Here is a 24601-nt window from a genome sequence, read left to right as displayed (position 1 = left end):
TACGGGAAAGCCGTTGGCAGGACCGTTCGCCCTCTACTTGTTAGGTAACAGCGGGGTTGCTTCCTTCTTTATCGAGATGAAGGAATAATTCAGGCCAATCACGAGCCTCACCGACGATGCACTCCATGACTCACCGCCAATAAAGCCGGTAAACATTGGTACAAACTGCACCTCGGGTGTGAGCACAAATGTCCGCGTGGTGTTCAACGGCAGGTTGTACCGCGCTCCCAGCAGCAAACCCATCTGGAATGATGAGGGGTTGGGAAGGTCGCCGGTGGCTGCGTTACGGACTCCCGTGCCATTGGTGTAGCTGTACGCCAGCGCAGGGTCGAGTTCTTCCTTCTGGTCGTACGTTCCACCCATCAGCGTCCCCAAACGAAGCCCGCCAAGCAGTACCAGGGATGGTGATAGGTTATAACCGATGATGGGTTCCAAAGTGATCAGCGTGACCGACGTCGTCAGCGTATGCGTGATGTTGCCGGTCCGGGTGGCGTTCGCATCCCGTACGGTAACCGGCTCCAGTGAGGTTTGGGTAACGCCGGAGCTATGAAAGGTAAGCCGTGCCATGATGTCGAGAGCGTTGCTAACGGGTAACTCAAACCCTAAGCCCCCTACCATCCCTCCGCCGACGCCACCGTTGTAGCCGCCGCAGCAGGAGGGGACGCCGGGCAGTGTAAGATTGTCGGCAAGGTTCATGTCAAGACTGTAGCCGCCAAGTAATCCAACACTGAATTTTCTAACGGTATCGGAAGATCCGTACTGCGAGATGGTCTCGGCTCGGACAGTCCCTCCTACCAGAATACCAAGGCAACAGAACAGAAGACACAATTTGATAATACGTTTATTCATAATGTTATTGCATAATTAAGACAGGGATTCGATAAAGCCGGCCGCCGATGTCAACAGTCAGAATATATGTTCCGGCTGCGATGGTTTCCGTGTTGATGGTCGTAACGGCTTCGCCGGTAAGTGCAGATTGCAGTGGCCCGCCGGCAACCATCCGTCCGGTAGCGTCATACAACGTAAATGAGGCCTTCTGCTCTCCAAGTCCGCTGGTAGCTACATTGATGGTGCTTGTTGCGGGAACGGGGTACACCCGGATGTCGAGCGGGGCATTCTTTGGCGTCAGCAAACGTGTTCCGCCCGCCTCGCAGATGTCCGAAATCGTCACCAGACCGTTACGGGTTTGAATAGCAGCCGTTGTATCGGCAAGCCACCGGAAGCTGGTGATGTCCACGCTTGTGCTTGGAGCGCTGCCCAGCACGGCAGTAAACGTAAGGTTTGCAAGAATCTGGGCTGAACTGCTCCGGGTACCCTGAATCGTGATGGAACACGGTGCGTACATCCCTTCGGTAAAGCAGTCTGGTGTGGCACCTGTACCAACAATGACCATTGGATTGTAGGTAATCTCGGCTTCCCATTCCGTTAGCTTATGAAAGTCCAGATTCTCGGAGGCAACAAGGTTGAGTGGCAGCGTAAAGGTTTCGCCAACCTTTACACTAATGGTATCAATCGTTACTATTGCCGACGGAGGGCCGGCGGCATTACATTCAGCAGTAATTGCAGTTGTGGCTACCGAAGCACACTCTGCGGATGCCTGAACCCTGATTGTGTCGTTCACGGTAGCAAGGCAAGGCACGCTGTATTCAATGGTCAGTGTGTCACCTACATGTAAGGGGGCTCCGGCAGGCGGGGTCTGCGAGAGTATGGTTAGCACCCCGGACGACGAAACGATTGGTGCTAGGGTGTCGGTACCGCAGTTGCGGAACAAGGCAGTGCCGGTTGCGCCCGATGTTATCGTCCCGTGAGCAATCAGCGGGCTAGCGGCGCAGATGGCGCCGGTCGTGCGCACGCCCTGTACCCGGATGTGACGGGTAATCGAGCATGGATCCACAACACAAACAATGGAATCAACAAGAGTTCCGTCAGTACCGGGCGTCCACGTAACGGTAAAGGTTTGCTCTACACCGTCCGGCAGTTTGTTACCTGACGTGATCGATGTGGTTATCGAGCTACCGGTTTTCACCGATTGTACAGTACCGTCAGAGCCACTGTAGGTTACGTCAAAGGTAGCGGTAGCAGACTGTTGTCCTCCGCATGAGCTGATTTCACCAAAATCAATTACCGTAGGCATTGCCAGTGAGCTGCCTGACTTAACAGCTGTTACTGAAAGGGGGAGCGTAATGGCGCATGGCTCTGCACTGATAGTAATATTCTTTTGCATTGTCCCGGATGCTGCAGGTTGTATGGTAACGCGAACAACAACGGAGTCACCGGGCTGCAGTGTTAATGGACCCTGTGGAGTAAACACCACCTCGGGATCGGTAGGGAACTGAACAGTGGCTGCCGCCGAGCCTGTATTCCGGAGGGTGATGGCGGTATCCACACTGGCATCACAGTCCTGGAGCAATCCTGCGTCAAGAACCTGCGGAACCAGCTCCAGTTGAACATCGTCGCGCTTTCCGTTCAGGTTAATCCGCAAGGTATCTGTACACCGTCCGGAAATAAACGGAACCCTGGCTACGGCGCCGAAGGTTCCGTTTGCCTGCGGGTTGAAGGAGATCGTTACCTTGGTGCTTTCGCCAGACTTAAGGGTTAACGGTGTGGTTGGGCTGACAATGGCGTACGGGGCAGGCACGCTGCCGGGGAGCAACTCCAAATCGTTGGTGCCGTTATTCCGGATATTCACCTGGGTGTCGCGAACTTCGGGCCTGCACGAGAGGATGGTGCCAAAATTTACAACGCTTGGCTGAATGCTGGCAACAAGCTGGGCCTTGGTCACGCTCAGGTTAACAACCTGACGCCAGGTACATGGTGATCCAATAATCATTAGCAAGCCTGTAGTTGTACCGGAAGCCTGCGGTGTTGCCTTAACAATGATCTGCACACTGTCACCCGGCTTTAGATGGAGGCCGTTAGTAAGATCCGTTACAATCGAAAACACGGGTATTGATGTATTGATGCTGTCAACCACCATGGGCTGTTTTGACGTGTTCTTAAGCCAGAGTGTATCTTCGACCGAGGACTCGCAGGCATCAAGGAACGGCCACGTGATAGAGTCCTTGGAAATTTGCAGACCCGGGTTATCAATACTTACCTTGATCGTGTCGGTAGCCGTACATCCCAGGAAATCTTTGACAACAACAACGTAGTTTGATGTAGAGGGCGGGTTTACTTCCGGGGCTTCTGACTCGGTATTGTTGATATAAGGCGGGCCAGGTTCAAGCCGGCGCCATTTGTATGTGTAGGGCGGGGTACCGCCGTCAGCAATTGCCCGTAACGCCACAGGTGTGTTAATGCAGACGGTGGTATCGTTGCCGATCGAAACTGTTGGCTTTGGAGCCCTGGAAAGATGTACGGTATCGCGATACATGCAACCGTCAATCGTGGTGCACACAACATGGTAGTATCCACTGTCAGAAACATTGATAAACTGTGCGGTTTCACCGGTGCTCCACCGGTAACGGTTAAAGCCTGAAGGGGCCCGAAGCTGCCGTGTTTCGGTTTCGCAGATCAGGGTATCGCCCTGCACCGTAATGGTGATGGTCGTGTCCTTGCAATTGTTAATATAGCTTACAAAACCGGATCCCATAATGGTGTCGGCGCGCACCTTCGAGCTGTCCTGGTACGCCTTCAATGTTGGCATGTTTCTGGTTTTTGCGTAGCTGGCAATGCTTACATAGGCATTACCGCGGGCGCACACGCCGGTAACGTAATCAATCCCAAAGTCAGTACTGGGTGGCGGAAGTGGATTGCTGGGTTGTGGCGGCGGCGGTAGATTGTTTTGCGGAGAAGCACCGTAGTATGAGCAGAACATCATCTGCGATGCATCACTGCTGAGCATGGCAACAAAACCATCAGAGAGCGACGGGTAGTCGCCGGTAACATGTGGTCCCTTCTGAAACGCATCGGCAGTAACGGGTAGATTGGTAGAGCCGTTGGTTTCACCACCCACCCAGATACGTCCGTCACGTGTGAGTGACACGGTGTTGATTCGGTCGCCCTGATTGCCGCCAAGAAAGGATGACCACGCAATTGTTCCATTTCGTTCATTCAGTTTTGTTATGAAGCCGTCCGACGAGCCCTGGAGTACATCCTGGTAGGCGTTGGCAACCGGGAAGTCAGCGCTGGTGGCAACGCCCACGATGATGGGGTTGCCCTTGCCATCAACCGTAACATCGGTGGCGGCGTCCCAGATATCTGTACCGCCAAGGTAGAAACTCCACCTGCGGTCTGCAATACCGCCGGTAGTGGCAAAGTGTACCACGCCGATATCCATAGCATTCTTGAGTTGCGAATTATCGGTAGCCGGATAGTTGGCGCTCTTGGTGGAACCTGCCACCGTCACGATACCAAAGCTGTCAACAGCAATACCGGTTGCCTTATCGTCTTCATCACCACCGTAATACACTAACCAGTCGCCGCGCCACCGGTCAGTTGTACCGGGCTTAAGGCTGAAGCGGGCAATAAAGTAATCGTAGTTATGGGTATCGTTTGCGCGGTTCTTGCCCCAGGCGCCACCCATTTGTTCGCTAACGCGTGGACTGTTGGTTTCGCCGCAGACAGCAAGGATGCCGTTGTTAAATGCAATGCCGGTCACCCGGTCAGCCCGGCTACCATCCATTATCCAGCTGTCGCCCCAAAAGCCGTCGGACTGCAATCGCATCACCCAGCCGGCAAGGCCCACGATAGTGTCGCCCTCTAGGTCGCCAAAAGGGCCGCTGCCTCGTTTATTGTAATTAATGTTAGCAGCGGTATCCATCAGTGAATGGTTGCTGCTGTCCAGCGAACCGCATATCCATACGCCCCCTGATGTGTCGGCACACAGCCCAAGCAGTTCATCGCGCCCGGTGCCCCCTACGTAGGTGTTCCACACGAAATCACCCTCGGGAGTAAACTTGGCTACGAAGGCGTCGCTGCGTGCCTTCAGCCGTGGCTGAAAAACACCGCTTACGATGGGCAGATCCCGAGCTGTTGTCGAGCCGGCGATGTACACATTACCATCAGTGTCAATGGTGGTTTTAATACCCTGGCTGAACGACGCATTGCCGGAATAGTACGTTGCCCATTCAATCTGAGGGTCAATGATCAGTGTTTCGTTGGTGTTGTACTCACCCACGGTGAATGACAGAACAGAACCCTGAAGCACTGACTGTACGGCAACCGCTCTGCGGCTTGCACCCTCAGTCCACGCTACCGGTGCCGATTCTGTAACTGATCCTAATGGGGTGGTGAATTCCACGCCGCCGTCTGCATTGCGGATAACAGATGTTGCACCGTTGTAAAAAATCTTAATAGCTGACGGATTGGTACCCGGGTGGACGATATAGTCGGCTTTGACGCCCTTTGCAGTTGCGGTATATCGTACGTCAACACCCGGCAGAACTTCATGGAACACAATACCCGAGAACAGACGTGCCCTTGCCCCGTTGCTGAACACAGAGGGTTGGATGTAGGTGTGGTACTGGCTTGCAACATCAGTCAGGGTAAACCGTGCCGACGGATTGGCATTCAGAAGGCCCGCATCAACACGGATGGCATCATAGCATGGTTGCCCGTGTGGATCTGCCGTTTGCCGGTACAGCACCAGGTGCATACCGCCCGGGTGGATGAACGTGGTCAGCGGACCCGACTCGTGCGTGGCAACCACGTGATCCGCACGGGTACCGCTGGTGTACCGAACATGACCACTGTTTTGCACAAACGTTCCGGTCTGTACTGACTTCTGTGGTCCAACACTACTCAACGCACCGTACACGGTGCACAGCAGGCAAATGAGTATGTAACTCACCTTAGGCATGGCAGCTCCATTTGATCAAAAACAGAGCAAGGTACGGCAATACAGAAATAATTACAACAACATTTTTTTTCGGTTTCGAGAAGATTTCCTGATAATGGTACTGGGATGACACCAAAAAATCGGTATCATTGATAACTGGCATAACACTTCTTTCGTGTAACTAATGACGCAGATCGAAACTTTAGCAGATACGCGTGGCCGGATTTTGGTACGCAAAATATACCGTGAACTCCGCTATGAGCGCAGGTTGGGAACCTTTCAAACGCTCAGTGTGCTATGGCGAATTTGTTGTCGTGAGCAGGAGTTAATCCGCAGCACACGTCAGGACGTCGTGGTTCTACATCCGCTGGGAATCTGGCAGGGTACAGCGCTGTGGATGGAAGAGGTGGTCAACCGCTTTTATTTTTCTCCCATCAATGCATGGGTCTATGCCGGTGCAGCACTGCTCCTGGTGGCTGTTGGCCTTAACCGGGTTGGTGTTTTCGATAGTCCGGGTATTGTGGTTGCAGGTGTGGTTTTAGAGGCGCTGTTGCTCCTGGTATTGTTCTCGGTGATGTACTTCACCCCACCCGAAGAATCCGAAGCTGCCGATGAAACTTCGGCAGGCACCCAAAACGAAGCCACCGAACTTCTCCGGGAAATCGGCGAGATTGGCCGTGACTATGCCGCCATGGCCGTGCAGTTAGAAGCAATCTCGAATGCGCTTGTAGAAATCGTGGAACGTCAGGGCCAGCTTGTTCAGTCAGTGTCCACCAGCGTGATGAAGGCAGTAGAGGCGGTGGCTCCGAACCCGCAACTGATGCAAAGCATGGAAAATACGTCGAAAGGACTGGAGGAATTTGCCACCAGTCTTGCCGGCATTAACGACAAGCTTCGGGCCATACAGATGCATGAAGTGCAGGTAACAGTGCGTGCCGAACTGGAACGTATTCTCACGGCTACCATCATGGATTCACGTCAGAGCACTACCAAGGGGTAAGAATGCCGCGCGCCACCCGACGTCGTGTTGAAATTTATTTTATCCTGTACCTGCTTGCCCTGGTGCTGCTGTTGCCCGATAAACCGATGCCTGCAGGTGGCGGGATGGTGCTGCCGGGTGATCTCAGGCTGGACCTGCAACCCGAGCGGGTACGTATGGAGTGCAACCTTGTCAGAGATTCGTCAGGGGGCTTGCGCATACGGTCACTCGACTCCGAGAACGTCATTCGCTACAACACCGGTTTAACGGATGTTGACGTTCGGGCCCGTATCGAGGATGCGGCAACAGGCCAGGTACTCATGGTGGATGCCGGCAGAAATCCTGCAGCATTGTTTGAATTGCAGTTGTTGCCTGAGCGGCAAACCGTCCTCTTTCGGTGGCATCCCAACTATGCCGATGCTACGCCGCGAACACTGCGGGTGACGTTACAGGCGTCGGCAGTGCCCGCCGATGCAGGCGGACCCAATGCGGGGGCCGGCCGACACTTCCCGACCGGGTTGCGCCTTAATGGCACGGCACAGTTTGTCCTTGTCACCAACGTTACCCGGCATTCAGAAAACGGTCAGACCGAGCTCATGCCCCGGGTTGACACCATCAGGATAATCGATTCATCAGCACGCCGGTCCATGGGTACGTTCTGGATCGAGCCTGCGCGCGACCTGATTAGCGGTATCTCGCAGCAGCCGTGGGCAATGCGCCTTAGTATGGGCGGTGCCGATCCCATGCGCGACCTTGCCGCACTGCCTTTGGTCCAAGCCAGCAACGGCGCTACCGTGGAACGATACCTTGATACGGCAGCACGCATGCTGATGGTTCGGGGTACCATCCCACGCAGCGGTAAGTACACCGTGAATGTTGTGGCACACCGCGCTGACGGACAAGTGGCGCAGACATCGTTCGATGTGCAGTGCCTGAGTATGCCGGCCGCCATGGTGGCTTCTGTGATGTATCCGGGTGTAGAATACACGATCGAGACAAACCTGCCGGATTTGGAAGGGGCTAAGGCAGTCGTGTTGGATGGTGGCCGTGAGGTGGCTGCCACGTCGGCATCGGTTCTGAGCTTTACTCCCAGACTGTCCGATACCGGCAAAACACTCCAGTTTGTCCGCCTGATTGCCGGCGACCGTGTAGAAACCCCGGTTGCCATACACGTTCGGGGATTCCCGCCGCCCGAGATCCGGGATGTAAAGGATTACGGGTCGGGCGACAAGAAGAAGGTGATTGTTAAGTTTTATGGTGATAAAAATCGTGATCGTCCGTCCCTGGAAGTCGTTGACGGCAACGTCCGCTCAGTGCGAAAACTGTTCGGTAATATCCATGCCGCCAACGATGCCGATGATGCAGGTGTTGCATGGATAGACGAGTTTGAAGTTACCCGTAAGGACAACGGTCAGCCCTTTACGTTTACCATTCAGGCCAGAGATCAGCGTGGCCGGACATCGGCACTGTGGCGCGAACCTGCACGGTGACAGGTTTGTGGCAGACCTGCGGAGAATGGGCCACGTGTGCGAGCGTCGCGGAGTAGTGCAGCCACGAGACGGTGGCGTGCCTACTGTTTTTTCTGCTGTTGTGCCCTTGCAGTACGATAGTCACGAACATTAGCATTGTGCCCGGCAAACGTTTTTGCGAAAGCATGAGCCCCTTGTCCGCCCGGCCTTACCACGAAGAACAAATACTCGTGCTTTTCGGGATTCATGGCAGCCCTGATGGCATCGGCTCCCGGATTACAAATTGGTGTGGGCGGCAGTCCCGTGTTGGTGTATGTGTTCCAGGCGTGCCGGTCGCGAAGATGCGAGTACGTGATGCGTCCCTGATGTTGCTTGCCGTACACCACCGTCGGATCTGCTTCAAGGCGCATTCCCTTGTTCAGCCTGTTTACGTACACGCCCGCGATGCGTGGCATTTCGGCTGGAAGTGAAGCTTCGGCCTGAACGATTGATGCCAGGATGAGCTGTTCGTACGAAGGCGGGTTATTGCCGGTAACCTTACGATACTGCTGCTGCAAGCGTAACGCAATAGCGTTGGGATCCTCACGCCACAAAAACACGTATGTATCGGGGAACAGGTAGCCCTCCAGCGAATCAAAGCGGGCGACAAGCGTTGCTGAATCAATATCCAGCGCTCTTGCCAGCGTACCGGCCGTTTGCCATCGTGTAAGGCCCTCACGCAGCAGCACACGCACGGTGGGGCGTCCGGAACCGCTGTACAGCATCTGCAGCAGATCCAGCTGGGTGATCCCCGGATAAAACCGGTACCAGCCGCTTTTTACGGAGGCTGTACTGAACAAACCAAGTACTCGGGCGGTAAACTGCAGCAGCCACGGCTGCGGAGCATTGCAACTCTGTGCAGCCCTGGTGACCGCTCCAACGTTGGTGGTTCCGCGCGGGATGTGTACGCTGCACACTGTTTGGATGTGGGGCTGTAGTGAAAACATCCATGCTACTGTTCCGGCCGACAGCAGGAGCAGGGCAATCGGGAGGACAATAACCAGTACGGTAAACTTTTTTATTGCAGGCATGCTGGTAACGAAAATGTGGCCTGTGCTACAGGCTACGGTTGAGGGCTCTGAGGGACACCCGCATCTGCCGTGGTGACCGTTTCAACGAAAATCTGGTTTAATGACGGCTCGGTAACCTCGAAGCGCGAGATTTCCAGATGCTCGGCAAGGATACGCAGAATGCCGTGCGGCGTCTGTACTGCCGGATCGAACTTCAGTTCAGCCCTGCCGTCGGCTTTTGCCTCGACGCCAACGCCGGCCATTGCCGGAATCTCACCTTCGCCTGAATATTCAAAAACTATATGATTGCTGCGAAAGCGGGATTTGATTTCGCGCAGATTTCCGTTTAGTACAACACTGCCAAAATTGATGAGCGCAATATCATCGCATAGCTTCTCAACCTGATCCATCTGGTGCGTAGAAAGGATCACCGTTACGTTCTCGGACCGGAGGGTGCGCACCGTGCTGATCAGCAGTTGGGCATTAACAGGATCCAGACCCGTAAACGGTTCGTCTAAAATCACCAGGGACGGTGCATGCTGCACCGCACTAATGAACTGTACTTTTTGCTGCATCCCTTTTGAAAGCTCAGAGATCTTCTTGTTCTCCCAGCCACGTGCGTCCAGCCGGTCCAGCCACGTGTTCAGTGACGTCCGCATCTCGGCTGCCGACATTCCCTTAAGCATCCCAAAGTAGGTGAGCTGTTCACGCACCGTAAGCTTCTTGTACAACCCGCGCTCCTCCGGCAGATAGCCGATGCGGTTATGCGCTACCTCTGCAACAGGCTGACCATTTAGCAGTATTGTCCCGCTATCCGGTGTTGTGATATTGGTAATCATTCTGATCAGCGTTGTCTTGCCCGCACCGTTGGGCCCGAGCAGACCAAAGATGGTGCCGCTGTTAATGGTCAGACTGATGGAGTTGTTTGCAACAAAACGTCCGTACTGCTTTGTTACCGATTGGATTTCAAGCATCTGCAAGTTTACGATACGATGAGAAAACAGCAGAAACGAATGTACCATACCACCTCGAAGCAGTAGGTGTGTTACCGGACAACTTTTGCCAATAAACCGTATATTTCGTTTTTCTGCATCAGGGCAATCTTCATGCGAACATTTACTCAAGTGTGGAACAGCACGATAATTCAAAAGTGGGTGATGGCAATTTCCGGCTTGGGAATCGTGGGCTTTTTAATTGCTCACCTCAGCGGTAATCTGTTAGTTTTTCTCGGACCCGAGCACATGAACAGCTATGCTGTAGAGCTGCGGGGGCTGTTGCACGGAAGCGCCCTGTGGGTGGCCCGTATCGGCCTGATTGTAATGCTGGTGCTGCACGTAATCACGGGCATCAAGCTTACCCGTCTGAACAAGGGAGCGCGGACAGTTCGCAACGAACGCGTAACCCCTCGGGCATCAACCGTTGCCGGACGCTCCATGGCCTACACCGGGCTGCTGATTCTGGTGTACATCCTCTATCACCTGGCTCATTTTACGTGGGGCATGGCACAGCCCGAAGCATTTAACCATGTTGATGCTGCAGGACGTCACGACGTGTACCGGATGATCGTGGAAGGCTTCTCACAGCCCCTTATCGTAGTCATCTATGCGATTGCCATGGTTGTAACCGGCATGCACCTTAACCATGCCATTCAGAGTGCGTTTCAAACGCTTGGTATCAACCACCCGAAATACACACCACTCATCCGCACAATTGGGCCCCTGCTGGGACTCCTGATTGTGGTGGGATTCTTGTCGGTACCGTTAGCAGTGATTACCGGCTTAGTAAAGTAACGGAGAAATTCTATGGAACTCAACAGCAAGGTCCCCACCGGCCCTATCGAGCAGCAGTGGGATAAACATAAAGCCGACAGTAAGCTGGTGAACCCGGCCAACAAGCGTAAGTTCAGAGTGATTGTAGTGGGAACCGGTCTGGCCGGAGCCTCGGCTGCAGCCACCCTTGCCGAACTTGGCTACAATGTAACGGCAATCACGTATCACGACTCGGCACGCAGAGCACACAGTATTGCGGCTCAGGGCGGGATTAACGCAGCCAAAAACTATCCGAATGACGGTGACAGTATCTGGCGACTCTTCTACGATACCGTGAAGGGTGGCGACTTCCGTGCCCGCGAATCCAACGTGTACCGTCTGGCACAGGTCTCCGTAAACATCATTGACCAGTGCGTAGCCCAGGGCGTACCCTTTGCGCGGGAGTATGGCGGACATCTGGCGAACCGCTCGTTTGGCGGTGCCCAGGTAAGCCGGACGTTTTACGCGCGGGGGCAGACAGGACAGCAGCTCCTGCTGGGTGCCTACCAGGCACTGTCGCGTCAGGTTGGCCTTGGCAAGGTAACCTTGCTGAACAAACGCGAGATGATGGACGTTATCGTGATTGATAATCGGGCCCGCGGCGTTGTAATTCGCAATCTGGTTACCGGTACAGTTGAAAGCATCATGGGTGATGCCGTACTGCTCTGTACAGGGGGCTATGGTAACGTTTTTTACCTTAGTACCAATGCCAAGAACTGCAACGTTACCGCTGCCTATCGCGCCTATAAACGCGGCGCTGCCTTTGCAAATCCCTGCTATACCCAGATCCATCCCACCTGTATCCCCGTCAGCGGCGAGTACCAAAGCAAGCTTACCCTGATGAGCGAATCACTACGGAACGACGGACGGATATGGGTTCCCAAGAAAGCCGGTGATAACCGGGTGGCCGCCGATATTCCCGATGCCGACCGTGACTATTACCTGGAGCGCAAATACCCCTCGTTTGGCAACCTGTCACCACGCGACATCTCGTCGCGCGCTGCCAAGGAAGTCTGTGACGAAGGCCGGGGCGTTGGTCCCGGCGGACGTGGCGTGTACCTGGACTTTGCCGATGCCATCAGGCGGCAGGGGAAACACGTTATCGAAGAACGGTACGGCAACCTGTTTGAAATGTACGAACGGATTACCGGTGACGACCCGTATTCCGTACCCATGCGCATCTACCCGGCGGTCCACTACACCATGGGCGGCTTGTGGGTGGATTACAACCTGATGACAACGATACCGGGCTTGTTTGCACTAGGAGAAGCTAACTTTTCTGATCATGGCGCCAACAGGCTTGGTGCCAGCGCCCTCATGCAGGGTCTGGCCGACGGGTACTTTGTGATACCCTACACCCTTGGGGGATATCTGGGGCAGGTAGGCCCAAGCCCCCTCCCAACGACCGATGCACCCGAAGTGCGCCAGGCCGAGGAAGCAGTAAAAACCAAGATCGATAACCTGCTTTCGATTAAAGGGAAGCGCACACCCACAAGTTTCCACCGCGAACTTGGTATGCTGCTGTGGGACAAATGCGGCATGGCCCGGAACCAGAAAGGGCTGCAGGAAGCTCTTGCCCGCATACCCGAGATCCGGCAGGAGTTCTGGAAGAACCTGTTCGTACCCGGTTCCGGTGCCGACCTGAACCAGTCACTCGAGCTGGCATCGCGGGTGGCAGATTTCCTGGAATTCGGCGAACTGATGGTGCGCGACGCACTGCAGCGCGAGGAAAGCTGCGGGTGTCACTTCAGAGAAGAGTATCAGACGCCTGACCATGAAGCTAAACGAAATGATGAAAAATTTGCATACGTGGCTGCATGGGAATACAAGGGCGATTCGGCTCAACCCGAATTACATAAGGAACACCTCACGTTTGATAATGTTCACCTGGCTACCCGGAGTTATAAATGAAATTACGACTGCACATCTGGCGGCAGGCATCACCGGCTGATACCGGTATGATGCGCACCTACGACGTAGAGAATATCACCGATCACATGAGCTTCCTGGAGATGCTCGACATCCTGAACGAAGAACTCCTTGCTAAAGGTGAAGAACCAGTGGCCTTTGACCACGACTGCCGTGAAGGCATCTGCGGTACCTGTGGCATGGTGGTGAATGGCCGGCCGCATGGTCCAATCCCGAAAACAACAGTGTGCCAGCTTCATATGCGCTCATTTAAGGATGGCGATGAGATCTTTATCGAACCGTGGCGGGCAAATGCATTTCCGGTGATTAAGGACCTTATCGTTGACCGCGGAGCATTTGACAGGATTGTTCAGCACGGCGGTTTTGTAAGCGTAAATACCGGCAGTGCTCCCGAAGCGAATGCCATGCCGGTCCCCAAACCCGATGCCGAGTCTGCCATGGATGCTGCCGCCTGTATCGGCTGCGGTGCCTGCGTGGCCGCATGTCCGAATTCCAGCGCAATGCTGTTCGTGGCGGCCAAGGCCGGACACCTGAGTATGTTGCCGCAGGGCCAGGTAGAACGCACGGCACGTGCAATGAACATGGTTACACAGATGGACAACGAAGGGTTTGGCGGATGCAGCAACCACTACGAATGCGAGGCGGCTTGTCCGAAAGGTATCAGCGTCTCGTTTATTGCCCGCATGAACCGCGACTTTGCAAAGGCAGCACTGTTTGGCAAGGAGTAGCCGGTGCTACCCTGAACCGTTAGCACCTGCGGCATGTTCGTACTGTTCTTAACCTTCTGCTGACGCCAGAACGGCTAAGTATTCCAGTACGGCTCTTTCCATACCAACAAATACGGCACGCCCGATCAGGGCGTGCCCGATACTCACCTCCTCGATCCCCTCGATTGCTGCAATTGGCGCAAGATTTTCAAGTGACAAGCCGTGTCCGGCCTTTACAAGCAACCCAAGCTGCCGCGCCTCGTCAGTGGCAATCGTCAGTCTCGTAATATGGTCATTTGCCTCGATCCGTGTCCGTGAATTTGCATACGCCCCCGTATGGAGCTCCACCATGTCGGCACCCGTGCGGGATGCCGCCTGTAATTGTGAACGGTCCGGCTCTACAAACAGACTTACGCTAATACCGCGGTCATGGAACTCATCAACCGCCTCCCTGATCTGACTCTCGGCTGTGACGATATTTAAGCCCCCTTCCGTGGTGAGCTCCTCTCGTTTTTCAGGTACCAGCGTTACCATATCCGGCCCAATGGACAATGCGATCTGCACAATTTCCGGTGTCAGTGCCATCTCGAGGTCAAATTTTTTTGTGACCACTTCCTGTAACCGAATTATGTCTCTGTCGTTAATATGTCGACGGTCCTCACGTAAATGAGCCACAATGCCATGTGCGCCTGAAATTTCGGCCAGGACGGCAGCCTGTACGGGGTCTGGATAAAGTCCACCTCTGGCTTCTCGAATGGTGGCAACATGATCAATGTTAACGGATAGTTTCATGGTGGGATGGCATTTTGGGACGATTCATGATTAAGCCGTAAATTACAGCTTTATTTGTTCTGTGCATAACCACAACATGTTGACAACAGGAGTACACATGCGAGCATTTTTATACGCGTTTATGGTTGCCATCTGTGCAGCCAGCGTGTCTGCCGGCACCGGAATTAACACATCTATTCGTGGATTTATCGAGAACTCCGGGCAGTGGCCTGATGAAGTTCTGTATGTTCACCGCGGCACCAACCTGAACACCTGGATTACAACATCCGGGATGGTGATGGACCAATACAAGATTGACGGTACAACCCGTACCGGTCAGGTAGTTCGGCTGACCTGGACAAAGGCCAATCCGCAGAATTTTGCGGTGGTCGGCACACAGGGACCAACCGTTCGGCACTATATCAATCGGGGCGGCTCGGCGGCAACTGTGTCGCGCACCTACGAGTCACTGCGATTCTCAAACGTCTTCCCCGGTGTTGACGTGCTGTACTACCTGGATAATACCGGCAGGCTGCGCTACGATCTTGACGTAGAGGCCGGTGCTCATACCGAACCCATTTCTTTTGCCGTGAAGGGTGAAAATGGCATCAGTGTCCGTGACGGCGAGGTGACACTTGATACCGACCTGGGCGGCATTGTTATCACTGACCTGTATGCCTACGTGATGGGTGACCGTGAACGTGCCACACCGGCAGCTTTCCGTGCTGCAATGAACGGCATTGAGTTCAGCATCCCCGAGCGAAAAGTGTCGGAATCCCTGCGAATTGACCCTGTTGTGTATGGAACCTATATTGGCGGACCTGGTACGGACGAAGTAATAAACATCGCTCTGGGCGCTAATCATCTGTATGTTGTTGGTTCGACCTTTAATCTTGATTTTCCCGAGACCTCCGGTAAGTACAGCAAGTCAGTTGCCGGCGGACGCGACGGGTTTATTGCCGCCATCTCAAAAGATTTATCCAAGCTGGTAGGATATACCTACGTGGGCGGCTCCGGCCCCGACGAGGTTACCGCCGTCACGATTGACCAGAACAGTATGGTTTGCGTTACCGGTAACACCGAAAGTACCAATTTCCCAATCACCATTGGCTCGGTAGGGCAGGTGCACAAGGGACAGACTGATGCCTTTATCTGCCGGTTTTCGGCAGACCTTGCAAATATGGATATCTCAACCTTCGTTGGCGGAAACAAAGAAGATAAGGCATACGGTATTGCTGTGGACAAGGCTACCGGCGCCATCTACGTGTGCGGATCAACCACGTCGAACGCAAACTTCCCGGTCAGTGGGGCACACCAGCAAACCCTGGGCGGCGAAATGGACGGCTTCTTGGTAAAGCTTGCCCCCGGCGGCGGTACGTTTGTTTTTTCAACCTACTTTGGCCGCACCAAGAATGAGGTATTCACTGCCATCGCCGTTGATGCCTCCGGTTTCCCGTTTGTAACGGGATGGACTTCGTCGTCGGATTTTGAAACACAGCCTTCGGGTAGTAGCGGAGGGGGATGGGGCTGGTGGAAACCCGGCGCACGGACTCCGTATGATGCAACCTACAATGGAGGTGATAAAGATGCATTCCTGATTAAATTCTTCCCGGATGGCACACTTTCTAAAAAAGATGATGGTACGTTCTCTACATACTTTGGCGGGGCCGGTGAAGAAGAAGGCAGAGGAATCTATATCGATGCTCAAGGACGTCCACTCCTGGTGGGGGTAACAAACTCAACGAAATACCCTACCGCCGGCACCATTACCGCCGACTATATCGGTGGCAAGTCAGATATCTTCATGTGTCAGTTTACGGATGACGGCAAGGCACTTACCGCATGTACCTACTTTGGTGGTACCGGTGAAGATTGGGTGAATGGTATCGTTGCAGATCCGTCACTGAATTCCGGCATCTTGTGGGGATATACAAACTCAATGGATTTCCCGATTCAGGGCGCCGGAGCCAGTGCAGCGCGTACCGGCAGCACCGATGCCTTCCTGGCAAATATCAACCCGTATGCGGTGAAGTTTAGCTCGCTGGTAGGGGGCTATGGTACCGATACCGCCGTAGCTGCCGTTGTTGACGATGCCGGCGATATCTACTTTGTCCTGAGAGGCACGTCGGATGACCTGACCGTTCACCCGGATGCTTGGAAGCAAACCAAGCCAGGTGAAGAAGACGGCTACGTTGCAAAATGGGCTCAGGGCACGCTTGACCTGGTGTCGCCCACCGGTGGCGAAAGCATTTGTGCTGGCTCCAACCGGACAATTAGTTGGGCTGCCGAGGGAATGCTTCAGGGCGACAAGTACCTGCTTCGTATCAGCAGCGACAGCGGCAAAACGTGGACCGATCTGGCCAAGGATCTTACAGGGATGAACTACACCTGGAAACCTGCGGCAAATATGGTAGAGGGTACGCAGTACAGAATTGAACTGTCATCACCCCGCGGTCATGTTTCACGCAGCGGTACATTCTCTATCAGCAACCCTCCTGCGGTACACAAAGATCCTGTGTCAACATCTGCGTGCGAAGGTGAAGATATCACACTTGCGGTCGAAGCCCAAGGCATTGGGCTGAAATACCAGTGGCGCAGAAACGGAACTACGATCCAGGGAGCAACGAATCCAACGCTGAAAATCTCAAAGGTGTCGGCTGATAATTCAGGTAACTACGACTGTGTTGTGAGCGGTGCCTGCTCACCGGCAGCTACAACAAAGCCGGCAATTGTTGGCGTTGCAGCTCAAACCGAAATCACACAGCAACCAGTGGCCACAACGGTAGATGAAGGTAAAAAACTAACGCTCACGGTTGTTGCCAAGGGTTCGGAGCTTACCTATTCGTGGAGCCGCAATGGTATGCCAATTGCCAACGCCGATAAGGCAACATATACGGTTGCGACTGCATCCGGCGATGATGCCGGTGATTATACCTGCACCGTTACCGGCGGTTGCGGAAGCAAGACCACAGATGTTGCCACCGTGATTGTTAACCGGGTTGGTTCGGTTCAAACCGAGGTTGCCGTTCCCGGCTTTGCCATGCATATCAATGGTCCGGTGCCTGCTTCCGAAAAACTCTCGTGCACCTTTACACTCAATGCCGATGCCGAGGTTATGATTCGGTTCGTTGGTGTAGATGGCTCAGTGGTTTCGTCGGTCATGCTCGGACGCCTGGCAGCAGGAACGTCAACACTCATGGTGCCGGTTAGCAATCTAACCCCGGGTGTGTACGGCATCGAAGCTGTTCGTGGCACCACGGTGCTGCGTACGGCAATTCACGTGATCCGCTAAAATCAGCCTCAGATGTCACACTGTATGGGTATGGGTACACTACACAGCAATGAAACACTCCTCACCATACTGGATAACTAGAATACTGTACTCCTATGTCTTCCTCCACTCACTACCGCTTTTTGCCGGTATGGGTGGAGGAAATTTTGTTTCGGGCTTTCTCGGGTCGTCCGATAGTGCGGGCATCTCGGCAGTAACCTCGCTGAACAACGGTACCGTGGCAGTGTGCGGCTGGGGCGTGTCGGCACACTCCATTACCGCACCGGGATGGCGTAAGACCGTTGCCGGAGGCACCGATGCCTTTGTTGCAATCTTTACGAAGAGTCTGGATACGCTGCTTGCGTTTACAACGATTGGCGGACGTGCCAATGACAGGCCGACGGCTATGACCGTAACACCGGATGGCTGGATTGCGGTGACGGGGTGGACACTGTCGGCCGACTTCCCGTGTACCCAGGGAACTGCACAAACCCAGTTTTCTGCCGAAACCGATGGCTTTGTTGCCGTCTTCCCGCCAACCCTTGCCGAACCGGTTTCCTGGCTGATACCGGGCAGCGGCGTGGAACGGCCCACATGTATTGTTACCGATGCAAAGGGGACGATTTACGTGTGCGGCACCACAACCTCGCACTCGGGCTTCCCCGTCACCAACGGGTTGTTTAAACAACTGAAGGGAAATTCCGATGGTTTTGTTATTCGGTACACCGCAGCAGGAACCTCGGTCCTGTTTGGCACATACCTTGGCGGGTCAGCACATGACGGGTTTACGGCGCTGACGGTGGACGAAAGTGGCTACCTGTACCTGGCCGGGTGGACCTCGTCTGTGGACTTCCCAATGTACCCGATTATTGACTCACAATGGTGGTGGTATTACGATGACCGGCCGCTTGACTTTACCTATAACGGCGGCGATGCCGACGCAACGCTGACGGTGCTGCAGCCCGACGGCTCGGGAGGCGTTGCCAGTACCTACTTTGGCGGTAACGGTGCCGACACGGCTATCGGCGTGCTGGTACATGACGGACGTATCGTGATGTCGGGCACAACAACGTCGGACGATTTCCCGCTGCTGGACCCGATTCAGGAGGTCCTGTCCGGCACGTCCGATATCTTTATTGCCGCCTTTACCGGACAGGGCAGGGTGCTGGACAATTCCAGCTACTGGGGTGGCGATGGTGCCGAGCATGCCATTGCCGCAGCCCGGTATCAGGGCAACAGGATGGTGATTTGCGGGACCACAACCTCGATGAACCTTCCCGGTGTTAACGCCGGCGCAAACACCTCGTCAGCAGGCGGGACCGATATGCTTGTTGCCGTCCTCTCGCCGCAGACCGCGTACTACGTTACTGCCATTGGGGGCACGGGTATGGACGGTGCCGCTTCTGTAGCAGTCCGACCCGATATGGGCTTTGTTGTTGCCGGCTGGTCTGGTAGCACCCACATCAGGCTGTCAGATGCTACGCTTACACGCGCACCCGGCATTACCGGTGCCATCCCCTGCGCCATCGAAATCCAACCGGGTGTTATCAACCTTGCAGCACCGTCCGGGAACGAACATGTGTGCCACGGTAGCACCCTCCGCCTTCAGTGGAACGTACAGGATATGTTCCCGTCCGATATCTACGAGGTTGCCTGGTCCCGCGATGCAACACAGTGGACTGTTATAAACAACGCAATCAGCGGAAATAGTTATGATTGGTTAATATCCCAAAGTGTAGGAACCGGTCCGGTGTATATTGCAGTGCAGTCGGGAAGGGGACACCGCAGCCGGACGGAACACCCCATTCTTATCAGCGAGGCTCCGCGTGTACAATCACACCCGGAGTCGGCCACTGTCTGCCGTACCGATAGCGTTACGCTCACTGTGGACATTGTTGGCACAGGAGTCACGCTCCAGTGGCAACGCAACGGCAAGGACGTACCGGGTGCAACTGCGGCGGAGCACGTGGTGTACGGCAGTGATGCCGACGGCAGCTCGTACAGCGTGCGGTATAGCAGCCCGTGCGGTGTGAGCGGTGTAACGACCAAGGCCATTGTGACGCAGGGAATCGAAACAAAGATTACTAAACAGCAGGCCAACGCTGAAGTGCGGATCGGCGATCCGCTCTCGCTTCAGATTCAGGCTCAGGGATCACAGCTCACCTACCGGTGGCTGCACAACATGATAGCGCTGGACTCAGAAACCGGGCCTGTGTTAAGCAGGAGTAGTGTTACCGCTGCCGACAGTGGCTGGTATCGGTGTATTGCTGTTGGCGAATGCGGAACCGACACATCGGTAGCAATTCACGTTAGCATCCTGCCGGTGAGCAGCGTGCACAGCAATCCTCAACCCGGCATACGGCTGTACCCGAACCCGGCCACCGACGCCCTCACCATTGCGCTCGACCCTCCCGTCACCGGCACCGTCACCGGCTATGTTGTGAATAGTCTTGGAGAACGGCGGACTGAGTTTGTGATTCCCGAAGGCAGTTACCTCTGCACCGTCACCCTTACCGGTCTGCCGTCCGGCCTGTACGCGGTTTACCTTGAAGGAACGCCGTTTTTGCCGCAGGTTTTTGTGAAGAAGGCTGCCGGTCACGTTAGCCAACCATAACCCGACGCCAACCATAACCCGACGCCAACCATAACCCAACGGCAACCATAACCCGACGCCAACCATAACCCAACGGCAACCATAACCCGACGCCAACCACACCAACACCTGACGGCAGGCAGTACGTTACGAGCGATCCTAAACGACGTAAACAACAGAATCCAAAACAATCAAACCAAAGCTATCGTCTCTCGATTTTCAACTAGGAAACGGACATAGTCGGAAAGACCGTATAGTTCCAATTTCTGAAAAAATCGTCGAATTATTCGTCAATACTACAAAGCGTAAAACCAACTGCTTGGTTGTTTGAAGGGCAACAAAGGGCAAACAATACACCGCCGACAGCCTGCAAAGCGTATTGAAACAGGCATTGGAAAAAGCAAAGGTTAAAAAAACGGTTAGTTTACCTTGGCTGCGACACAGCCACGTACTTACAGTAAAATGGCACTGACATGCGTTATATTCAAGAATTGCTCGCCATTACAGCAGTAAAACCACTGAAATTTACACCCACGTAGGTCCTAGAAGTTTGAAAAATATAAAAAGTCCCTTTGATGATTTGTAACAACCGAACTACACCAAGCTAACAAAAAAAGATATATTTATGCAGTATTATTGCATATATAAGCGAGTTATGTGCCATTTTTGAATGACAATGCGAATAGATACAGACAAACAAATGAATTTACTTAGTGATAAGAACGTTGCAATAATTGGTGGTGGACCCGTTGGACTGACTATGGCAAAATTATTACAGCAAAACGGCATAGACGTTTCAGTTTACGAAAGAGACAACGACCGAGAGGCAAGAATTTTTGGTGGAACCCTTGACCTACACAAAGGTTCAGGTCAGGAAGCAATGAAAAAAGCGGGATTGTTACAAACTTATTATGACTTAGCCTTACCAATGGGTGTAAATATTGCTGATGAAAAAGGCAATATTTTATCCACAAAAAATGTAAAGCCCGAAAATCGATTTGACAATCCTGAAATAAACAGAAATGACTTAAGGGCTATCTTGTTGAATAGTTTAGAAAACGACACGGTTATTTGGGATAGAAAACTTGTTATGCTTGAACCTGGTAAGAAGAAGTGGACACTAACTTTTGAGAATAAACCGAGTGAAACAGCAGATTTGGTTATTCTTGCCAATGGCGGGATGTCCAAGGTAAGAAAATTTGTTACCGACACGGAAGTTGAAGAAACAGGTACTTTCAATATACAAGCCGATATTCATCAACCAGAGATAAACTGTCCTGGATTTTTTCAGCTATGCAATGGAAACCGGCTAATGGCATCTCACCAAGGTAATTTATTATTTGCTAACCCCAATAATAATGGTGCATTGCATTTTGGAATAAGTTTTAAAACACCTGATGAATGGAAAAACCAAACGCAGGTAGATTTTCAAAACAGAAATAGTGTCGTTGATTTTCTTCTGAAAGAATTTTCCGATTGGGACGAACGCTACAAAGAATTGATTCATACGACGTTGTCATTTGTAGGATTGGCTACACGGATATTTCCTTTAGAAAAGCCTTGGAAAAGCAAGCGCCCATTACCCATAACAATGATTGGGGATGCCGCACATTTGATGCCGCCTTTTGCAGGGCAGGGAGTAAATAGTGGGTTGGTGGATGCCTTGATATTGTCTGATAATCTAGCCGATGGAAAATTTAATAGCATTGAAGAGGCTGTTAAAAATTATGAACAGCAAATGTTTATCTATGGCAAAGAAGCACAAGAAGAATCAACTCAAAACGAAATTGAAATGTTTAAACCCGACTTTACGTTTCAGCAATTGTTAAATGTATAAAATGGAATAAAACGGCACATAACAAACAAATTGGCAATAGAGCCGGTGAAGTACTTCTATTGAACTTTTGTGCAATGTTGAAGATTAGTAATTCTATTCAACATTTGTGCTAAAAGTCGGCTCCATCGCCAATTTGCCAAACGTTAGCAGTAACAATATGACGACAGCCAAACAGACAATATTTCTTTTGACCATAACAGTTCTCGGACTGACAGCCTGTAAGCAAAAACAGGCGACAGAAATTCGTGACGACTTTAAAAAGTATTACGACCAATTTAATGTTGACGGTTCATTCGTGCTTTATGACCCGCAAGACGATACGTATATTCTTTACAACCAAGACCAATTCGAGCAACCTTTTTCACCTGCCTCGACTTATAAAATTTGCAACTCGCTTATCGGACTTGAGACAGGAGTAATTAAAGACGAGAACTTTGTAATTCCTTGGGACAGTGTAATCCGACAAAATCCAAACTGGAACGCTGTCCACGACTTAAAGACCGCTTTCAAAAACTCAACAGTTTGGTATTATCAAGAGCTTGCAAGACGTGTTGGCGGACAACAAATGAAATACTGGCTTGACAAAGCCAACTATGGAAATGCTGACACTTCGGGTGGTATAGACAAGTTTTGGCTAACTGGCGGACTTCGTATTTCGCCCAAACAGCAGATTGACTTTTTAAAACGACTTCACGACAACCAACTTCCTTTTTCACAACGCTCAATGGACATTGCAAAAAATATAATGATTGCAAAGGACACCTTGAACTATGTAATAAGAGCAAAAACTGGTTGGGGCGGACAAGACAACAAAGATATTGGTTGGTATGTCGGCTATCTGGAGACAAAAAATAAAGTTTACTATTTCTCAAACTGTATTCAATCGTCTGACTTAAACAACAAGGACTTTGCAAATGCACGAATAGACATTGTTTATTTAATTCTTAAAGACCTTAAACTAATTGACCAATGAGAATTGCTACTGCTAACACGGGTTTTGCGTTAGTGGGCGGACAGTGCGAATAGAAACATTTGAGCAATTAATAAGCTTTGGTGCTGGCCGACAGTTTACGGTTTCAAAAGCCCACCAACGCAAAGCCCGAGACCGTTGTACGACATAGTAAAACCGAACCAAACAAAATGAAAGTCAGAGAAGAAAAGTTAAGAACAATTATAGAATGGTCGGAGAAAAACGAAGATGTAAGAGTTCTTCTTCTGACAAGTTCACTTGTAAATCCTTTAGCACTTGTTGACGAATTTAGTGATTTAGACATTGAATTTGTTTTTGAGGATAATACAAATTACATTTCAGACAAAAGCTGGACGCTTAAATTCGGAAATCCAATTGCTATGATTGAAGAAGACGAAAGTTGTTTTAACCATAAACACGCAATGAAAATGCTACTTTATGAAGACGGTGTGAAAGTAGATTTTAAACTTTACAGCAAATCAAAATTTATAAAGGAAACGCAAGAGAAAGAATTACCAGAAGATTGGGATATTGGTTATAAAATTTTAATTGATAAAGATGGTATTACAAAGCAAATGCTGAAACCAACTTATCAAATTTCCATTATCAAAAAACCGTCTGAAAAAGAGTTTCAAAATCTAATAAACGATTTTTGGTGGGACACAACTTACGTGGCAAAGTGTCTTGTGAGAGATGAAATATTCTATGCGAAATTTATGTCGGAAACCGTTATTCGCACAGAATATTTAATTCCTTTAATTGAATGGCACATTGCAAGTGAACACAATTGGAACATAACGACCAATAAATATGGACGACTTTTCAAAAAGTATCTTAAGCAGGAAATGTGGGCTAAAACAGAACAAACATTTTCAGGGAGCGATATAAAGGAAAATTGGACTGCTCTATTTTCAATGACTGATTTAGTTTCAGAAATAGGAACTGAATTGTCAAAAAAATTAGAGTACAAATACCCGGATAAATTAGAAAATGACATACGAAAATATTTAGCTGGACTAAAACCCAAAACATAACTACGTCGTACAACATCGTATTGGCAATAGGCGGGCTGAACGGCTTCGTATCAACGGAAGTGCATAATTCAACTTCTGTTCTTCGTATCAACTTCAGCACTAAAAATCCCGCCCATCGCCAATACGCGAACCGTTGGCAGCAAGCGTAGAGAACGACACAACAACAAACAGACGACTAAAAACTGAGAAAAAGTAAACCATTTTGACAGGTGACAAACGACATACAGACCATATTGAAAACGGACAACGAGTAAGCCGACACTCATTGCCTACGCTACTGTATTTTTTATTTTCCCCACCGCACATTTTTTTTAATTCAATTTTATTGCCACCGCACAAATGGCACATTGGCTTTTGCCCCAACCGCACTAGTCGACACACAGGCAAAATCCAAAGAGCCATTTT

General features: G+C 51.8%; 15 protein-coding genes. 10 read left to right on the top strand and 5 right to left on the bottom strand.

The window, feature by feature from the left end:
• Nucleotides 1-33 precede the first annotated feature (33 nt).
• A complete protein-coding gene (locus tag HRU79_03460) occupies nt 34-849 on the bottom strand; it encodes a hypothetical protein (protein QOJ25756.1) in 816 nt (271 codons plus the stop codon).
• 4 nt (nt 850-853) lie between these two features.
• On the bottom strand, nt 854-5800 hold the full coding sequence (locus tag HRU79_03455) for a choice-of-anchor D domain-containing protein (GenBank protein ID QOJ25755.1): 4947 nt from the start codon (nt 5798-5800) through the stop codon (nt 854-856).
• Between the two features lie 163 nt (nt 5801-5963).
• On the opposite strand from HRU79_03455, the gene HRU79_03450 reads away from it, so the two are divergent.
• Together HRU79_03450 and HRU79_03445 are read left to right on the top strand one after the other, a co-directional pair.
• Complete coding sequence (locus HRU79_03450) at nt 5964-6779, top strand: hypothetical protein (GenBank protein QOJ25754.1); 816 nt, start codon at nt 5964-5966, stop codon at nt 6777-6779.
• Between the two features lie 2 nt (nt 6780-6781).
• Nucleotides 6782-8248 (top strand): hypothetical protein, encoded by a 1467-nt coding sequence (locus HRU79_03445; GenBank protein QOJ25753.1) that lies wholly within the window; start codon nt 6782-6784, stop codon nt 8246-8248.
• A gap of 80 nt (nt 8249-8328) precedes the next feature.
• Here the strand turns inward: HRU79_03445 and mltG are convergent, their stop codons facing one another.
• Together mltG and HRU79_03435 are read right to left on the bottom strand one after the other, a co-directional pair.
• Nucleotides 8329-9297, bottom strand: a complete 969-nt coding sequence (gene mltG, locus HRU79_03440; protein ID QOJ25752.1) for an endolytic transglycosylase MltG — start codon at nt 9295-9297, stop codon at nt 8329-8331.
• 32 nt (nt 9298-9329) lie between these two features.
• Nucleotides 9330-10250 carry an ATP-binding cassette domain-containing protein gene (locus tag HRU79_03435; protein ID QOJ27255.1) on the bottom strand — a complete coding sequence of 307 codons (921 nt, stop codon included), beginning with the start codon at nt 10248-10250 and terminating at the stop codon, nt 9330-9332.
• A 132-nt stretch (nt 10251-10382) separates the two neighbouring features.
• On the opposite strand from HRU79_03435, the gene HRU79_03430 reads away from it, so the two are divergent.
• The 3 genes from HRU79_03430 to HRU79_03420 are packed head-to-tail and all read left to right on the top strand — an operon-like array spanning nt 10383 to nt 13741.
• Nucleotides 10383-11066, top strand: coding sequence for a succinate dehydrogenase cytochrome b subunit (locus HRU79_03430; protein ID QOJ25751.1), 684 nt, complete (start codon nt 10383-10385; stop codon nt 11064-11066).
• 12 nt (nt 11067-11078) lie between these two features.
• On the top strand, nt 11079-12995 hold the full coding sequence (locus HRU79_03425) for a fumarate reductase/succinate dehydrogenase flavoprotein subunit (GenBank protein ID QOJ25750.1): 1917 nt from the start codon (nt 11079-11081) through the stop codon (nt 12993-12995).
• On the top strand, nt 12992-13741 hold the full coding sequence (locus HRU79_03420) for a succinate dehydrogenase/fumarate reductase iron-sulfur subunit (GenBank protein QOJ25749.1): 750 nt from the start codon (nt 12992-12994) through the stop codon (nt 13739-13741). Before HRU79_03425 ends, HRU79_03420 begins: the two co-directional genes overlap by 4 nt.
• A 48-nt stretch (nt 13742-13789) precedes the next feature.
• On the opposite strand, the gene HRU79_03415 is transcribed toward HRU79_03420, so the two are convergent.
• Nucleotides 13790-14512, bottom strand: coding sequence for a pyridoxine 5'-phosphate synthase (locus HRU79_03415; protein ID QOJ25748.1), 723 nt, complete (start codon nt 14510-14512; stop codon nt 13790-13792).
• Nucleotides 14513-14609: 97 nt separating this feature from the next.
• Between HRU79_03415 and HRU79_03410 the strand changes: the two genes are divergently transcribed.
• The 5 genes from HRU79_03410 to aadS all read left to right on the top strand — a co-directional run bounded on the left by HRU79_03410 (nt 14610) and on the right by aadS (nt 24196).
• Entirely contained in the window at nt 14610-17783 is a 3174-nt protein-coding gene (locus HRU79_03410; GenBank protein ID QOJ25747.1) for an immunoglobulin domain-containing protein, read from the top strand.
• Nucleotides 17784-17832: 49 nt separating this feature from the next.
• Entirely contained in the window at nt 17833-20376 is a 2544-nt protein-coding gene (locus tag HRU79_03405; protein QOJ25746.1) for a hypothetical protein, read from the top strand.
• A gap of 649 nt (nt 20377-21025) precedes the next feature.
• Nucleotides 21026-22192, top strand: a complete 1167-nt coding sequence (gene tet(X), locus HRU79_03400; protein ID QOJ25745.1) for a tetracycline-inactivating monooxygenase Tet(X) — start codon at nt 21026-21028, stop codon at nt 22190-22192.
• Nucleotides 22193-22349: 157 nt separating this feature from the next.
• Nucleotides 22350-23165, top strand: a complete 816-nt coding sequence (gene blaOXA / locus HRU79_03395; protein ID QOJ25744.1) for a class D beta-lactamase — start codon at nt 22350-22352, stop codon at nt 23163-23165.
• 167 nt (nt 23166-23332) lie between these two features.
• On the top strand, nt 23333-24196 hold the full coding sequence (gene aadS, locus HRU79_03390) for an AadS family aminoglycoside 6-adenylyltransferase (protein ID QOJ25743.1): 864 nt from the start codon (nt 23333-23335) through the stop codon (nt 24194-24196).
• The last annotated feature ends 405 nt before the right edge of the window (nt 24197-24601 follow it).

The organism is Ignavibacteria bacterium, from assembly GCA_015709655.1.
Classification (GTDB): domain Bacteria; phylum Bacteroidota; class Ignavibacteria; order Kapaibacteriales; family Kapaibacteriaceae; genus OLB6.
Note: the sequence above shows the minus strand (reverse complement) of the source record. Positions and strands in the feature narration are given on the sequence as shown.